We start from the raw sequence: 16,352 nt of genomic DNA, 5'->3' as shown, positions 1-16,352 counted from the left end.
TAAAACTTTTTTACGCAAAGTTCTGCTGTTTTCAAAGTTCGGAATTCGCACGATTTTTACGTTTAGTTTTTAATTCCGCTATTGCAACCAACGGTCTCGTATAACCGTCAGTTACGGGTTAATATGCGTTAATTTTCGGTTTGGCACAGACGTTAGCAATTCCGAGTGGATTCGGACTTAGTCGAATCCGCCGTAATTGCGGTTATACATTGTTGTACAGCGTTTTTTATTCATCTAACAAGTCCAATTTCCAACCAGGATTTGGTCTTTTTTCTTTCCAATCCCAATATGTTCCATAAAAGTCGTCGTGAAGCATTGAATCCATTTCATTTTCCTCATCAAAGTCAACTAACATAACTTCTTCCCATTCTCCAAATTCAACAGTTGGGTCTGCTGTTCCGTCTATTATGTTGAGCACCGAGAAAAAAACGTCAGCAGTATTGCTTGCGAATACTTTTCTCAAAGCACTTTTTAAAGTCGGATTGATTTCCAGTTTTTCCAATTCCGATTTTTCCGATTCCGTTAATCCTCCGTTTGAAGGGTAATTTATTAGTCGGTTCGTTCTTTTGTGTTCGAGGTCATTTACAGTATGACTTGCATTCTCCTCAATTAATTGATGAATAGAAACTAAAAGTGATTTTTTATTGTTTTCGGATAATTTCATTGGCGGTTTTTCAAATGCTGTACAACGGTTTTGGCTATGGTTTCGTTGCGGAAAAATCCGCAGGATTCTTTCCGCCGTAAACCAAAGTTAGTAAATATGTAGGAATTTCCGATAGGAAATTCATTATCTTTCTTTTATTTGTTATCTACCTATTAATCATTGTTTTATAGGGTTTTTGGTATTCTTTTTTGTTGCCAAACTACCCTTTTTTGCTTATATTTGTTGCCGTATTGTTGCCCATTTAACAGTAATACAACACATCGTTTAACACAGTAAATATAAGGAAAATGAAAGTTACTTTACGCCAACGCAGAAAAGGGAAACGAATTAGTTTATATCTTGATTATTACGAAAACGGTAATCGTAAATACGAGTACTTGAAATTATATTTAACACCAGAACCCGATAAAGGGTCCTTAACCAAAGCGCAGAAATTAGAGAATAAGAAAATCTTGCAACTTGCCGAAAGCATCAGAGCTAAAAGGCATCTAGAAATTCAAAATAATATTTATGGCTTTGAGAATAAGGAAAAGAAACAAGGGAACTTCTTTGTGTATTTAGAACAATGGATTGAAAGACGTTCAGAAAGCAAGGGAAATTTAGCAGTATGGAATAGTACTTTAAAGCATTTAAAAGCTTATTATCCTAGTGGTATTTCTTTTGAAAGAATTGATGAAGAATGGGTTGAAGGTTTTAAAGAGTATTTAGATAAAAAGGCACTTTCTAGAAGTAAACGAGAATTAAGCCAAAATACTAAATCTGCATATTTTAAAAAGTTATTGGCGGTATTACGTCAAGCGGTTAAAGAAAAGGTAATACAATACAATCCTGCAATTTATGTTGAAAACTTCAAAGAAGAAGATACACATATGGAATTTTTAACTTTAGAAGAAGTTAGAAAGCTTTTTAGTACAGATAGCAAACACCCACAATTAAAAAATGCGTTTCTTTTCTCTTGCCTTACAGGTTTGCGTTGGTCGGATATTACAAAGCTACAATGGTCAGAAATCCAATATTCAGAAAGTTACGGGAATTTTATTAGATTTAAGCAAAAGAAAACTAAAGGAGCTGAAACCTTACCAATTTCCGAACAAGCATTTGAATTGTTAGGAGAAAAAGGCGAACCAACTCAAAAAGTTTTCGAGAATATAAATAATGTTCAGAGAAACTATGACCTATTAAAAGATTGGGTTGGAGATGCAGAAATTAAAAAGAATATCACGTTCCATTGTGCGCGACATTCATTTGCTACATTGCAGCTAACTTTAGGTACTGATATTTATACAGTATCAAAAATGTTAGGTCATAAGAACTTAAAAACAACTCAAATTTACGCTAAAGTAATTGACGACAAAAAGAAACAAGCAGCGTACAGAATAAACCTTAACCCAAATGGCTAAAGACCTATTTATCGACTTACTGTATGTGGAAAAGGTTACTGATGATAAAAGAACCGAAAACCAATTTAAAGAGCTTTTAAAAGGCTTTAAAAAGCAATACCTCAATACAACGCCTAAATATGAAATTGACTTCAAAAAGGCGTATTCTAACAGGCGTAAATACTATTTAAAGTTAATTGAAACCGAGTACATCAAAAATTTTAATCAAATCAATGATGCACTTGAAATCAATACTACACCAGGTCATTTATCTTTCTTGTATGATAAAGAATATAACCGTATCAAAAATTACCTAAACCAAATTAGTAACTATGTTTCTGATAACGATCTTGACGAAACCTTATACTTAAAGCCAATTCAAAACGATAAATCAGATGAAGCTTATATTATTTCATTTTTAAAGGCTAATGCGATGATGCTTTTTATGGAACTTCAAGAACGATTTTCAGAATTAAGTGATGCTGAAATTTATACAATAGAAGAACTGCACGAAGTATTTTTTAATGAAGAACCACCTCAAGAGTTAATTGTAAAATCCTATTCCGGTGCAGAAATAAAAACGGTCAGGAAACAAGTAAAACAAAGTTCAATTTTCAACGCTATACAAGGTGATTTTAGAGAGGAAAACAATGATGTCTTATCCTATAACGAACTTATTAATAAGATTAAACAAAGAGAATTTGCAAAATTAGAGGAGCTATTAAATGAAAAAGGCATTATAGATGATGAATATAACTTCATAAAGAATAGAGGTAATAAAATATTACTTGCAGCTTTTATGGTTAAGTTAACAGAAACTAAATATTTTAATGAAAGAATATTTTTTGACAGAAAACCATCTAAAAAAATAGAGCCTAAACACATTTATAAATTCTTTGCTTATCGGTATGGACCAAGTAGTAATGCAGGTAAAGAATACCGTAGATTTTTAGGTACTGAAAAAAGAGCCTATCAAAAATTAGTTGAAGCCAATTTTTGGCTTGACCAAATCAAATAAAACTTCACTTTTTAAAAGTGGTATTTTCTCTACTTAATACCAAATAGATAATACCAAAAACGGTGTAAATCATTGTTTTACAATGGTTTAATAATACCATTTTTTCTCTTTTCTGTTATACCAAACACCTTTTTCAATATTTGTTATGTCCTTGACAATCAAGGATGACTTTTGCGCAGAAGTCCATTTTTTAATTAAAATTTATAATAAGATGGACGTTAAAATAATTGAACGTTTAGAACGCATCGAAAAGTTGTTAGTAGAACAACAAACGTTGCAAAAGCAAGTATTGAATTTCAATGAAACTTGTCAGTATTTAGAACTATCACAATCGCACTTGTATAAACTTACAAGTACGGGAGCCATTCCACACTATAAACCGAATGGTAAAAAAATCTATTTCCAACGTCAGGAATTAGACCAATGGTTATTGCGTAACCGTATGGATTCCCAAGACGAAATCGAGCAACAGGCAGCTAATTACTTAATCAAAAAAGGAAGGATTTAGTTATGACTGAAATCATCGATTTACTCTTGGCACTCTCACAAGAGATTAAGGACTTAAAGGCACGTATCGAATTAATAAGAGCTACGAGAGCAGAACGCTTAAAAGATACGTGGATTGACAATCAGGACGTAATGCAAACGCTACATATTAGCCAACGGACATTGCAAACATTCCGTTCAAATGGTACGATTCCATATAGCAAGATACAAGGTAAATTTTATTACAAAGTATCTGATATAGAGGAACTATTACAAAGCAATTATTATAACCCAAATTTTAAATGCGATGGAAATAAGTAAAGAAAGCATCTTAAAGAAAACGCATTACGGGTTAAATATTTATGCTTATGTATTAAGGCAGTATTATCCTAAATCAACAGTCCTTTCCTTAAAAGGAAGGGACTGCGGGATAACCCGAAATCCTTTTAATGGTGGTAAATCAACATTACAAATTAATGTTGTTGAAAATAAGGCAATGCATTACGACATAGAATTAACCGATTTTAAAGGTGATGTATTCGATTTTGCATCCTATCATTTTAAAATCATTAATGAAGAAGAATTGTTACTAAAAATCAATGAGGTACTGCATCTAAATTTTGAAGTTAAAAAAGAAGATGAATTATCCTGGTTAGATGCACCTGATGATACTTGGTATGCTTACAGCAGTTTTTACAAAGCACCAATTAGAAATGTTTTTCCAACTGAAAAAGTAAGATTACACCAAATATTTGAGCGTATTACAAGCGATAAGTATAAAAGTATCACAGAGCAATTTAGAGCGATTAAAAACCCTAAAGAAGCACGGAAATTTAAAGCAAATCATTTTGACTATGTAACATTTTCAGGTGTGTTTTCTAAACGAAACGATGATAGCTTAATTGAGCATTCATCATTATTAACAATCGATTTTGACCATTTACAGAATCTTGAAGAACTAAAGCAACAATTATTAAACGATGAATATTTTGATACCGAATTGTTGTTTACATCACCTTCTGGTGAAGGCTTAAAATGGATAATTAGAATCGATGTATCTAAAGTGTCACACAACGAATATTTTATTGCGGTGGCCAATTACATAAAACATACATATAACATAGAGGTTGACCAATCGGGTAAAGACATTTCCAGAGCGTGTTTTTTATCCCACGATCCATTGGCATACCTACATAAAAGACATCAAAAGCTATGACAAAAATATTCAACCCGAAAGATTGGTTAGCTGTTCCAGAGCAAAAAGAAGTACCTAAAAAACCAATCAACAACAAACCGACAACGGTTGTTGCAAATGATATTGAAACATATATCAACGCTTTAGAACAATCAGGTATCGATATTACTGATACTTATGAAAAGTGGCGTGATATTGGTTTTGCTATTTCAGAGGAATACGGTGAAGCTGGACGTGATTACTACCATAGAATTAGCAGAAATTATTCAGGTTACGACCATAAAGAATGCGACGAACAGTATAATAAATGCTTACAAGCAAAAGGACACGGTATAAGCATAGCAACCTTATACCACCATTTGCATCAAGTTGGTATTAAACCAAAACAGCAACAACAAGTTGTTGAAGTATCGCAACATCCAGAGGAAGAAAAACAACCATTGCCAACAATACCAACAACAGTTTACAACAACATCCCAACATTTTTGCAACAAGTAGTAAAACCATCAAGCAGTAATGAAGAACGTGATATTTTGTTGTTGGGTGCATTAACTGCATTTAGTGCCTGTTTTCCAAAATTATTTGGTGTGTACGACCAACGGAAAGTGTTTAGCAACTTGTATTTATTTGTTACTGCACCTGCTTCAGCAGGAAAAGGGAGATTAAACCAAATTAAAAATTTGGTAAATCCTGTTCACAAAGAAAAGCGCGAACAATCCAAAACCCTAAAACAACAGCATCAAGTTGAAATGGCTACTTATAATATGAATAAGGGCAAAAGTGAAACTATGGAAAAACCGAGTAAACCACCTGAAAGAATGCTGTTTATTCCGGCTAACAATAGTGTAACAGGTGTTTATCAATTAATATCGGATAATGAAGGTAGAGGGTTAATTTTTGAAACCGAAGGAGATACTTTAGCACAAGCTTTTAAAAGTGATTACGGTAATTATTCCGATGGTTTTCGTAAAGCATTCCACCACGAAACCATTAGTTACTATCGTAGAACGGACAGAGAGTATGTAGATATTGAAAGACCTTGTTTGTCAACGGTGTTGTCTGGTACACCAAAGCAGATTCAGGCATTGGTTCCAAGTGCTGAAAATGGGCTGTTTAGTCGATTTATGTTTTATTATATGAATATCAAACCTACTTGGAAGAACGTTTTTCAAACGGATACAACCAATGGTTTAGATGAATATTACGACCAATTAGGAAAAGAATTTTTTGGGTTATACAAAACCCTAAAAAACAATCCTGATATTGAAGTAAGGCTAACAACCGAGCAACAACAAAAGTTTAATGTGTTTTTTGAGAAGCTTCAAACCAAATACCTCAATCTTCAACCCGATGACTATATAGCAACTGTTAGACGTTTGGGGTTAATAGCATTTAGAATTATAATGTTGTTTTCTGTATTTCGCATTATGGAAGATGGTGATGTAAACCAAGTAAGATATTGTGAGGATATAGATTTTGAAAATACATTGGAAATGATAAGCGTATTAGTAAAGCACAGTAGTAAGGTGTTTAACGATTTACCTATCGAACAAAAAGAAGTAAAAAGAGCCAATCGTAAAGAACGTTTTTTAGAAGCACTACCTTATCAATTTTCAAGACAAGATTACCTAAATATAGCCGACAAAAACAAGATTCCTCATAAAACAGCAGAAGGCTATATTACTAAATTTGTTGATGCTGGTCTAATACATAGGGAAGCACATAACAATTATACAAATCCCACAAAAGCACAATAAGGATTTTGAGGATTTTAAGGAAACGAGGATTTATAAAAATACTTTATATCCTCAAATCCTTAACTTCCTCATTTCCTGTTTATAATTGTTAATATCTTTTTGTTAGTTCTTATTTTCTTTTTCTTACATTAGACAAATATTGACAAGTCAAAATATCCCCAAAATGACGTTTGGAGAATACATCAGAGAAATACGAGAAGAAAAGCAATTATTATTAAGAGAAGTTGCTTCTCAAATGAATATTGATACGGCACTTTTAAGTAAAATTGAACGTGGTACTCGTATGGCTCGTAAAGAACAAGCTGAAGCATTAGCCAAAGTATTAAAACAAAACAAAAGCGAATTACTTCAATATTGGTTAGCAGATAAAATTGTCTTTATGTTAAAAGATGAAAAGAACATTACGGAAATCCTCAAAATTGTAGAACAAAAAATTAATAGATTGAGCAAGAAGTAGAATTAATAAACCCAAGTATTATGAGTCAGGAACTTTATTTCAATATCATAACGTTTGATTTACCAGACAAACCAATAACTTTTTATTTAAGTAAAGAGAAAATTGGTAATGCTCAAAAGCTCTATAAAACAAAGTTTCCAACCAATATAGAAGATTTGTTTCCTGGTATAAAAGAAGAAAATCCTGATTTTATCTACACATCATTTATTTATGAAAAGGAAGGCTATTTGCCTTTAAAACTCAATCTAAAACAACAACCAACCGACTTAATAAAGCATTACTATAATTGGCGAATCAAAAAATTCTTTAAAAGCATAAAAAAACTTGTTGGTCAAAACTTTGTGAATGATAATCAAATTTGGATAGGTAATAGATCATATCAAAATAAAAGTTTTGCACAGTATTATAAGTTTACTGTCAAAGTACAAATTAAAGAAGTTAGTGAATATGGTGAGTTAGTTATTTCTTATGATGGTATGGCTAAAGTGTTTAAAAAACCTATTTCTGAAATTATAAAACATATCTCAACAACAAATCTTAATAAAGTTGTATATAAAATGAGGTTATTAAAATATCATAAGGAAAAGGAATTTATTGATGATAACACAAAGGCTTTTGCCATTTTGAATAACGATTTACGAACAGCTTTTAATATTCAACCAGAACCAAAAGATGATTCCAATAAATATATAAGTTATAAACACAAAATCGATAAGTTTATTCAGCATTTCATTTTAAGTGAGGAATTTAAGAAAGTTATCCCTGTTAATAATGACGATTACTTACCTGTAGAAATAAATCGAATTGGTGAAGTTGCTGATGAAAGCAATGATTTAGTGTTCCAAAATGGTGTTGGTAGAAATCCCAAAATTGATTTTAAGAATTTAAAGCCTTTAAATCCTTGTCAGTTAGATAATGTGCATTTCTTCTTTATACATCATACAAGTTATACTAAAGAAGTAGAAGCATTGCAAAAGTTATTGGAAGATGGTACAAGTTGGTATAAAGGTTTAAATATTTATGCTGGTGTTTTAGCACATTTCGATAATGATGTCAATATAGTATTTGATGATTTAGAAAATCCATTACCTCAAATAGCAAAGGGTATAAAAGATTTTAAATCAGACCCTAATATTAATTATGTTGCTATTTATTTAAGTCCTTTTAACAAGCACGAACCCAATCTTGAAAAAAAGTTAGTGTATTACAAGGTTAAAGAGCAGCTTTTATATAAAAGAATTATATCTCAAGTAATAGAGTTTGATAGATTTAGAAGAAATCAAAATAAGTTCATATACGATTTAACAAACATTTCATTAGCCTTATTAGCAAAATTAGATGGTACACCTTGGCAACTAAATGTCAAACCTAAAAATGAATTAGTTATTGGTGTGGGTGCATTTAAAAATACCGAAGAAAACATTCGATATGTAGCAAGTGCATTCAGTTTTAAAAATAATGGAAGGTTTAATGAATTTCATTATTTCAGTAAATCTGATGTTAAACAGTTAGGGGGTGCATTAAGTGATGCTATCTATCAATACGTACCAACAAACCAAATACCTGAAAAAATAGTTATTCACTTTTATAAGGATATGAAGGATGAGGAAATACAACCTGTTTTAGAAATGATGGATAAACTTAAATTGCCTTGTCCTTTATTTGTTTTAAATATCAATAAAACAAAATCTCAAGATATAATTGCTTTCGACCAAAATTGGAATGGTGAGCTAATACCTATGAGTGGTACTTTTATAAATATAGGCAGGAAAGATGAACACAAATATCTTTTATTTAATAATTTAAGGTATAAGACAACAGTTCAATACCCAAGTCATTCAAGTTACTCATTTCCAATAAAACTTAAAATATCAAGTCCTACACCAGAGGCTTTAAATGATAGTAAAATGATTAGAAAGCTAATAGAGCAAGTGTATCAATTTAGTAGGCTATATTGGAAATCCTTACGTCAACAAAACGTACCAATAACAATTAAATATCCTGAAATGGTTGCAGAAATAGCACCTCGTTTTGAAAGCAAGGAAATACCACCTTTTGGTCAAGAAACCTTATGGTTTTTATAATCCGAAGCCTTTTTTCTTTGCACAACCATTGCATTAAAAAATTCTTATATTTGCCTTAATGAAATTTTTAGCATTCATATTGTCAATCTATATCTTCACACTAAATTTAGTGCCTTGTGAAGATACAGGTACTTTTGACAATGAAGTTAAAACAGAAATTTCTCAAGATTTAGGTGATAACCACCAACATCAAGATGCAGATTTATGTTCCCCATTTTGTATTTGCCAATGTTGCCATTTAAACGTAACTTATTTCAAATTCGCAGAAATAAAATTTGAGTTTAAATACATTTCTTCTCAAGATTTTCTCTACTTAAACGGTATAAAAAAAGATTTTACCACTTCCATTTTACAGCCACCACAGGCATAATTCAGTTTTTTAAAGGATAGCTATATCCTTACGCAATGCTTTTTAACAAAAGCATTGCTTCGCTTTTATTTTGCGCGAAGCGCAAAATGATATGTTTAACTGAATTAAAATTTTACTATGATTAATAAAATCATTGATTTTTCAATCAATAACAAATTCATTATTGGTTTGCTTACGCTTACCATAATTGGAGCAGGTATTTGGAGTATGACCAAAGTGCCAATCGATGCTGTTCCAGACATTACCAATAACCAAGTACAGGTTATTACACAAGCACCTAATTTAGGTACAGAAGATATTGAACAATTTGTAACCTACCCTGTGGAAGTTGCAATGAGCAACCTGCCTGATGTAAAGGAAATTAGGTCAATCTCTCGTTTTGGCTTATCGGTTGTTACCATCGTATTCGACGATGATATGGGAACCTATCTACCTCGTCAATTAGTAGCCGAAAAACTAAACGAAGTCAAAGAACAAATTCCAGCTGGTTTTGGAGAACCTACTATGGGACCTATTTCCACAGGATTAGGGGAAATTTATCAATACACCTTAAAAGTAGCACCAGAGTATAAAGACAAATACGACATTGCAGATTTACGCTCAATGCAGGATTGGATTGTACAACGTCAAATGGCAATGGTAGAAGGTGTGGTTGAGGTTAACGCTATAGGCGGTAAAATTAAACAATACGAAGTCGCGGTTGACCCAAACGATTTAAACGCAATTGGATTGACCATTACAGATGTCTTTAATGCACTTGAAGCCAATAATCAAAATACAGGTGGTGCATATATTGAAAAGAACCATCAGGCTAATTTTATTCGTGGAGAAGGCTTGGTACGGAGTTTAGAAGACATTAAAAAAATTACGGTAAAAACCGTTAATAATATTCCTGTAACTATTAATGATATTGCAACTGTGCAATTCGGTTCTGCCATACGTTACGGTGCATTAACCCAAGATGGTGAAGGTGAAGTTGTAGGTGGATTGGTGATGATGCTAAAAGGTGCAAATTCCAATGATGTTATTGCCAATGTAAAAGAGCGAATGGCTCAAATTGAAAAGTCATTACCAGAAGGCGTAATTATTGAACCATTATTAGACCGAAGTAAATTAATTGGCGAAACAACTTCTACTGTAACCACAAATCTTATTGAAGGTGCATTGATAGTTATTTTTGTGCTTATCTTCTTATTGGGTAATTGGCGAGGTGGTTTAATCGTTGCTTCAACAATACCATTATCCTTATTATTCGCTTTTATTTTAATGAACGTGTTCGATGTTTGGGTAAACTTAATGAGTTTGGGAGCAATAGATTTCGGTATTATAGTTGATGGTGCTGTAATTATTGTAGAAAGTACAGTATTTCTCATTGCATCACAAGTACTAAAAAAGAAACAGCTTACATCCAAAGAGCGAGATAAAGTGGCGTCTAATGCTTCAAAAAAGATGATGAACGCTGCGTTTTTCGGTCAGTTGATTATCCTTATCGTTTTTCTACCCATTTTAGCCTTACAAGGTATTGAAGGAAAGATGTTTAAACCAATGGCATTGACCTTTATTTTTGCTATGATTGGTGCAATGGTACTGTGTTTAACCTATGTGCCAATGATGTCTGCTTTAGTGTTAAGAGCACCAAAAAATGATAAAAAATCTTATGGAGATAGATTTGTACATTGGGTTGAAGACAAATATCAACCTTTATTGGTTAGAGCCTTGCGAAAAGGTAAATGGGTAATTGGTATTGCAGTTGTGTTGTTTGGGATAACCGTTTTTATGTTTTCAAGAATGGGTGGTGAATTTATCCCGCAACTCGATGAAGGTGATATTGCATTTCACGCTATTTTAAAACCAGGTAGTTCCCTTACTGAAACCATTGAAACTACCACTAAAATAGAGCAAATAGTAAAAGCAAAATTTCCAGAAGTAGAAAAAATTGTGAGTCGTATTGGTGTTGCTGAAATACCAACCGACCCAATGCCAATGGATTTAGCTGATGTTTTTGTTATTCTGAAACCTAAAAGCGAATGGACAACAGCAGAGACAAAAGATGAATTGATTGAGAAAATGAAAGAAGCGGTTGAAATCGTTCCTGGTGTTAATTATGAATTTACTCAACCTATCGAAATGCGTTTTAATGAGTTGCTTGAAGGTGTGCGTGAAGATATTGCCATTAAACTCTATGGTGAAGACATTGACATACTATCCCAAAAAGCTGAAGAAATATCTAAAATTATTGCAGGTACTGAAGGTATTGGAGATATGAAAGCGGAAGCCACAACGGGTTTACCACAAATGACCATCAATTACAACCGGAATAAATTAGCACAATACGGACTTCAAATAAATACGCTCAATCAAACCGTACAATCTGCATTTGCAGGTGGTACAGCAGGTGTGATTTTTGAAGGTGAAAAACGCTTCGATTTAGTGGTGCGTTTAAGTTCTCAAAACCGAAAGGATATAACAGATGTTCAAAACCTGTACATCAATTTACCTTCAGGTGCTCAAATTCCTTTACGTGAAATTGCAGATGTAAGCTACAAAGCAGGACCAATGCAAATAAGTAGAGACAATACCAACAGAAGAACCTATGTAGGTATCAATGTCAGAGGTCGAGATGTAAAATCTTTAGTAACTGAAATAAAATCAAAATTAGATGCACAATTGGAACTACCATCGGGTTATTTTATTCGCTATGGTGGTGCATTTGAAAATCTGGAACGTGCCAGCAACCGATTACAAACCGTTGTGCCTATCGCCTTATTACTCATATTTATACTAATATACTTTGCATTAAAATCACTACCTCAAACCTTAATGATTTACATAGCCATTCCAATGGCAACCATTGGTGGTGTTGTAGCCTTATGGTTGCGTGATATGCCATTTAGTATTTCAGCAGGTGTTGGTTTTATTGTGTTGTTTGGCGTTGCAGTTTTAAATGGATTGGTAATGATAAGTGGACTCAACGAATTAAAAGAAGAAGGTGTAACCAATCTAAAGGATAGAATAGTTGAAGGCACTAAACGAAGAATCAGACCTATTATGCTAACTGCTTTTACAGATGTGTTAGGCTTTCTACCAATGGCGATTTCATCATCAGCAGGTGCAGAAGTACAACGTCCATTGGCAACTGTAGTTATTGGTGGATTATTAACTTCAACTTTGCTAACACTATTTGTGTTACCTATTTTATACCATTGGGTAGAAAATAAATCTTTTACGTTTAAGCCAAATAAAAAGTTAGTAACAGCAACAGCAGTTGTATTATTACTGTTTGGCTTTTCACCACAAAGTAACGCTCAAGAGTTGAATGATACAATTCCCGAAATTTCATTACAGGAAGCTGTTAAACTCGCAAAAAGTAATTATCCATTGCTCAAACAAAAGCAGTTGGAAATTACAAAACAAGAGCAATTAAAAGCGACTGCCTATGATTTCGGAACGACTCAAATTTTTACAGGTGGTGAAGAAATTAATAGTGGTAATGGCATCTATACAACCATAGGTGTTGGTCAATCCAACATTGATTTATTTGGAATTGGTACAAAAAAGAAGCTGCAAGAACAACGCATTCAATTGGCACAAAAAGCCTTTCAACTTTCCGAATTAGAACTGGAATTGGAAGTCAAAAAAGCGTGGTCAAAATGTTATCAAATGAAACGAAACTATAACTTGTATAGAGAACTGGATTCCATATATTCCAAATTTGCACAAGCTGTTACTTTAAATTATGAAGTAGAAGCCATTTCTAAATTAGAATATTCAGCAGCAAAAAATCAAGCGTTTCAAATTCAGAATAAAAAAGCGCAAGCTTATAGTGATTACCTTATTGCCTTACAGCAATTCAATTTGTGGTTGGTATCAGAAGAAATTTTTACAGTTTCAGATGAATTTGAGGTAGCGATAGATAGTGATATGGAAACGATTAGTATTGAAAACCATCCGTTGTACAGTATGTCGCAGAACATTGTAGATGAAGCGGAAGCTAAATATAAAGCTGCAAAAGCAGATAATTTGCCAAAGTTCAATCTTCAAGGTGGTATACAGAAAGTAAATGGCAATTCAGGGTTTTACACGTATCAAGCAGGTATTTCCATTCCGTTTTTATCAGGTACTAACAAAGCACAAATTAGAAGTTCCAAAATTGATAAAGAAATAGCAGAAACCAATGTAGCGTTCAAAAAACAGGAAGTACAATCAAGGTTTGTTCAGGCTAAAGAAAACTATATAAAATGGAAAACATCTTGGGAGTTTTACAAAGACCAAGTTTTACCATTAACAAAAGAGCAAAAAACAGGTGCATTACTGGCATATAGAGAAGGCGAAATAGATTATACTGCATTTACGCAGTTGATAAAAGAAGCAATTCAATCGGAACTTGAAGCACAGACTGCATTAGTAAACTATTTAGAAAGCACATTTCAATTACAATATTTTAATCAATAAGACAATGAAAAATAAAATATATAAATTCCTTACCGTAATGGTGTTAACCATTTTTGTTTCAGCTTGCGGAAATAAAGAAAATCATAACGAGAATGATGGTCATTCCCACGATGAGGAAGAAAAAACAGAAGTTAATGAAGAACATAATGAAAGCGAAGAAGTAATGCTATCACAACAGCAATTCGATGCTTTAAAAATGAAAATAGATACGTTGGCATTACGTAATATGAGCGGCTATGTAGAAGCAAACGGAACGTTAGAAGTACCACCACAAAACGAAGCAGCTATTACTACTGTTGTTGGTGCAAATGTCGTTTCAATTGAAGTGATTGAAGGTGATAAGGTTAATAAAGGTCAAGTTGTGGCTTATCTATCGCACCCAAATATCATACAAGCGCAAACGGATTATTTAAACGCTTATAGCAATAGCGAGCTTGCAAAGAAAAATTATGAACGTCAACAAAAATTATACGATGCTGGTGTTGGTTCTGGTGCTAATTTCCAGAAAGCAGAAGCAGAATATCAAGCATCAAAAGCAATGGTTAATGGTTTAGAAGCGCAATTAAGAATACTCAACGTTAACACTACATCAGTTCGCAATGGAACAATTGCACAGCGCATAGCATTGCGTAGTCCAATAGAAGGCTTTGTGCAAAAAGTTGAAGTAAAAACAGGTCAATATGTAGAGCCACAAACCGAATTATTTGAAATTGTAAATACGCATCACGTTCACGCCGATTTTATGGTCTTTGAAAAAGATGTCCATAAAGTACAGAAGGGTCAAAGAGTAAACTTTACGGTACAATCTATACCAGATACAGAACTTACCGCAGAAATCTATTCCGTAAGCATAACCTTTGAGGACAACCCAAAAGCAGTTCACGTTCACGCAGAAATAGAAAACAAAAAAGGTAATTTAATTCCTGGTATGTATATTCAAGGTAAAATTCAAGTAGATAATACCCAAACAAAAGCTTTACCAGAAAGTGCAATTATAAAAGAAGGCGAAAGATATTATGTGTTTTCAGTAGAAAAAGAAAATGACGATTGGAGCTTTAAACCTATCGAAGTTGTGTTAGGTACTAAAGATGGTGATTGGGTATCGGTTCAATTTATTGAAGATATAGAAAGTAACACACAATTTGCCTATAACAATGCTTATTACCTTAACGCAGAAATGAAAAAAGGAGAAGCAGAACACGAACATTAATTATGCAGACAATAGAACAAGTATTAGAGTCAAAACAAATTCGTATTACAGCAATGCGTTTGCTTATATATAAGTTTCTTGCAGAAAAAGAAATAGCAGTAACATTAAGTGACATTGAAAATGCTTTTGAAAAAGCAGATAGAACTACCTTATACAGAACTATTAAAACATTTGAAGATAAAGGAATAGTCCATCAAATAGACGATGGCACAGGGATAACAAAATATGCGTTATGCGAAGAGGGATGTAATTGTGATATTAAAAACGATTTGCATTTACATTTTCATTGTAATAATTGCAATGAAACCATTTGCTTAACAGAACATAAAATTCCACAAATTAAAGTGCCTGATGGATTTGTTTCAGAAAATGTAAACTTGGTTGTAAAAGGTATATGTGATAAGTGTAGTGGATAATAAATGCACTTCCATTGCACGCTTTTTAATTGCATTTTTGTAATCAAAGAATTAAGTAATTATGAAAAGTAAATTAGCGATAACAAGTTTGCTTACAGCAATTACAGCTTCATTATGTTGTATAACACCTGTTTTGGCTTTAATAGCAGGAACAAGCGGTGTAGCTTCAACTTTTTCTTGGATAGAACCATTTAGACCTTACTTAATTGGGCTAACAATAGTAGTTCTTCTCTTTGCTTGGTATCAAAAATTCAAGCCAGAAAAAGAAATAGACTGCGGCGAATGTGAAACGGATGAAAAACCAAAATTTATGCATTCAAAAACCTTTTTAGGAGTGGTAACAGCATTTGCAATTGTGATGTTGGCTTTCCCATACTACTCAAGTATGTTATATCCAAAAACCGAAAAACAAATCATAATAGTTAATAACTCAAATATCAAAACAACAGAGTATAAAATAAGTGGTATGACCTGTGCCAGTTGTGAAGCTCACGTAAACCACGAAGTAAATAAACTTAACGGAATTGTAAACTCAAAAACATCATACGAAAATGGTAACTCAATCATTGAGTTTGACGAAACTAAAACCAATGAATTGGAGATTGAGAAAGCAATTAATGCTACAGGTTATAAAGTAACTGATAAAAAAGAAAATTGATGCAAACCATATTAAAATCGGAAATCACTTGCCCTAACTGCGGTCATAAAAAAGTGGAAGATATGCCAACTAACGCTTGTCAATTCTTTTACGAGTGTGAGCATTGTAAAACGGTTCTAAAACCAAACGAAGGTGATTGTTGTGTGTATTGTTCTTATGGTACAGTTCCTTGTCCACCAATTCAACAAAACAAAAGTTGTTGCTAA

The 16,352-nt window shown here is 32.9% G+C and carries 15 protein-coding genes; 14 read left to right on the top strand and 1 reads right to left on the bottom strand.

Translation table 11 applies throughout. The annotated features are described in order from the left end of the window. Nucleotides 1-226: 226 nt before the first annotated feature. Nucleotides 227-463: a hypothetical protein gene (locus tag FHS04_RS14235; RefSeq protein ID WP_146131283.1), complete on the bottom strand. Its 237-nt coding sequence runs from the start codon at nucleotides 461-463 to the stop codon at nucleotides 227-229. A 488-nt stretch (nucleotides 464-951) separates the two neighbouring features. On the opposite strand from FHS04_RS14235, the gene FHS04_RS14230 reads away from it, so the two are divergent. The 14 genes from FHS04_RS14230 to FHS04_RS14165 all read left to right on the top strand — a co-directional run bounded on the left by FHS04_RS14230 (nucleotide 952) and on the right by FHS04_RS14165 (nucleotide 16,352). Beyond that, the gene (locus FHS04_RS14230; RefSeq protein WP_093026615.1) at nucleotides 952-2,064 is read left to right on the top strand and encodes a site-specific integrase; all 1,113 of its coding nucleotides are present in this window, start codon (nucleotides 952-954) and stop codon (nucleotides 2,062-2,064) included. Beyond that, nucleotides 2,057-3,061 carry a DUF6617 family protein gene (locus FHS04_RS14225; RefSeq protein ID WP_106676402.1) on the top strand — a complete coding sequence of 335 codons (1,005 nt, stop codon included), beginning with the start codon at nucleotides 2,057-2,059 and terminating at the stop codon, nucleotides 3,059-3,061. Before FHS04_RS14230 ends, FHS04_RS14225 begins: the two co-directional genes overlap by 8 nt. Nucleotides 3,062-3,272: 211 nt before the next feature. Next, entirely contained in the window at nucleotides 3,273-3,569 is a 297-nt protein-coding gene (locus tag FHS04_RS14220) for a helix-turn-helix domain-containing protein (protein WP_093026613.1), read from the top strand. Nucleotides 3,570-3,571: 2 nt separating this feature from the next. Further along, entirely contained in the window at nucleotides 3,572-3,868 is a 297-nt protein-coding gene (locus FHS04_RS14215) for a helix-turn-helix domain-containing protein (RefSeq protein ID WP_072349425.1), read from the top strand. Next, nucleotides 3,855-4,763: a BT4734/BF3469 family protein gene (locus FHS04_RS14210; protein ID WP_106676400.1), complete on the top strand. Its 909-nt coding sequence runs from the start codon at nucleotides 3,855-3,857 to the stop codon at nucleotides 4,761-4,763. The genes FHS04_RS14215 and FHS04_RS14210 overlap by 14 nt, the downstream gene beginning before the upstream one ends. Next, complete coding sequence (locus FHS04_RS14205; protein ID WP_106676397.1) at nucleotides 4,760-6,499, top strand: DUF3987 domain-containing protein; 1,740 nt, start codon at nucleotides 4,760-4,762, stop codon at nucleotides 6,497-6,499. The genes FHS04_RS14210 and FHS04_RS14205 overlap by 4 nt, the downstream gene beginning before the upstream one ends. Nucleotides 6,500-6,662: 163 nt before the next feature. Next, on the top strand, nucleotides 6,663-6,956 hold the full coding sequence (locus FHS04_RS14200; RefSeq protein WP_106676395.1) for a helix-turn-helix domain-containing protein: 294 nt from the start codon (nucleotides 6,663-6,665) through the stop codon (nucleotides 6,954-6,956). 20 nt (nucleotides 6,957-6,976) lie between these two features. Continuing rightward, complete coding sequence (locus FHS04_RS14195) at nucleotides 6,977-9,040, top strand: Piwi domain-containing protein (protein ID WP_106676393.1); 2,064 nt, start codon at nucleotides 6,977-6,979, stop codon at nucleotides 9,038-9,040. 58 nt (nucleotides 9,041-9,098) lie between these two features. Next, complete coding sequence (locus FHS04_RS14190; RefSeq protein ID WP_105045957.1) at nucleotides 9,099-9,410, top strand: DUF6660 family protein; 312 nt, start codon at nucleotides 9,099-9,101, stop codon at nucleotides 9,408-9,410. A 117-nt stretch (nucleotides 9,411-9,527) separates the two neighbouring features. Continuing rightward, on the top strand, nucleotides 9,528-13,862 hold the full coding sequence (locus FHS04_RS14185) for a CusA/CzcA family heavy metal efflux RND transporter (RefSeq protein WP_106676390.1): 4,335 nt from the start codon (nucleotides 9,528-9,530) through the stop codon (nucleotides 13,860-13,862). Nucleotides 13,863-13,866: 4 nt separating this feature from the next. Continuing rightward, nucleotides 13,867-15,072, top strand: coding sequence for an efflux RND transporter periplasmic adaptor subunit (locus FHS04_RS14180; protein ID WP_106676389.1), 1,206 nt, complete (start codon nucleotides 13,867-13,869; stop codon nucleotides 15,070-15,072). A gap of 2 nt (nucleotides 15,073-15,074) precedes the next feature. Then, a complete protein-coding gene (locus FHS04_RS14175) occupies nucleotides 15,075-15,488 on the top strand; it encodes a Fur family transcriptional regulator (RefSeq protein WP_106676387.1) in 414 nt (137 codons plus the stop codon). Nucleotides 15,489-15,549: 61 nt separating this feature from the next. Continuing rightward, nucleotides 15,550-16,146, top strand: a complete 597-nt coding sequence (merTP, locus tag FHS04_RS14170) for a mercuric transport protein MerTP (protein ID WP_027879793.1) — start codon at nucleotides 15,550-15,552, stop codon at nucleotides 16,144-16,146. After that, nucleotides 16,146-16,352 (top strand): GDCCVxC domain-containing (seleno)protein, encoded by a 207-nt coding sequence (locus FHS04_RS14165; RefSeq protein ID WP_081653185.1) that lies wholly within the window; start codon nucleotides 16,146-16,148, stop codon nucleotides 16,350-16,352. Before merTP ends, FHS04_RS14165 begins: the two co-directional genes overlap by 1 nt.

Origin of the sequence: Mesoflavibacter zeaxanthinifaciens subsp. sabulilitoris (genome assembly GCF_014191595.1) — a bacterium.
GTDB classification, from domain to species: Bacteria; Bacteroidota; Bacteroidia; order Flavobacteriales; family Flavobacteriaceae; genus Mesoflavibacter; species Mesoflavibacter zeaxanthinifaciens.
This window is presented reverse-complemented; position numbering and strand designations above follow the sequence as displayed.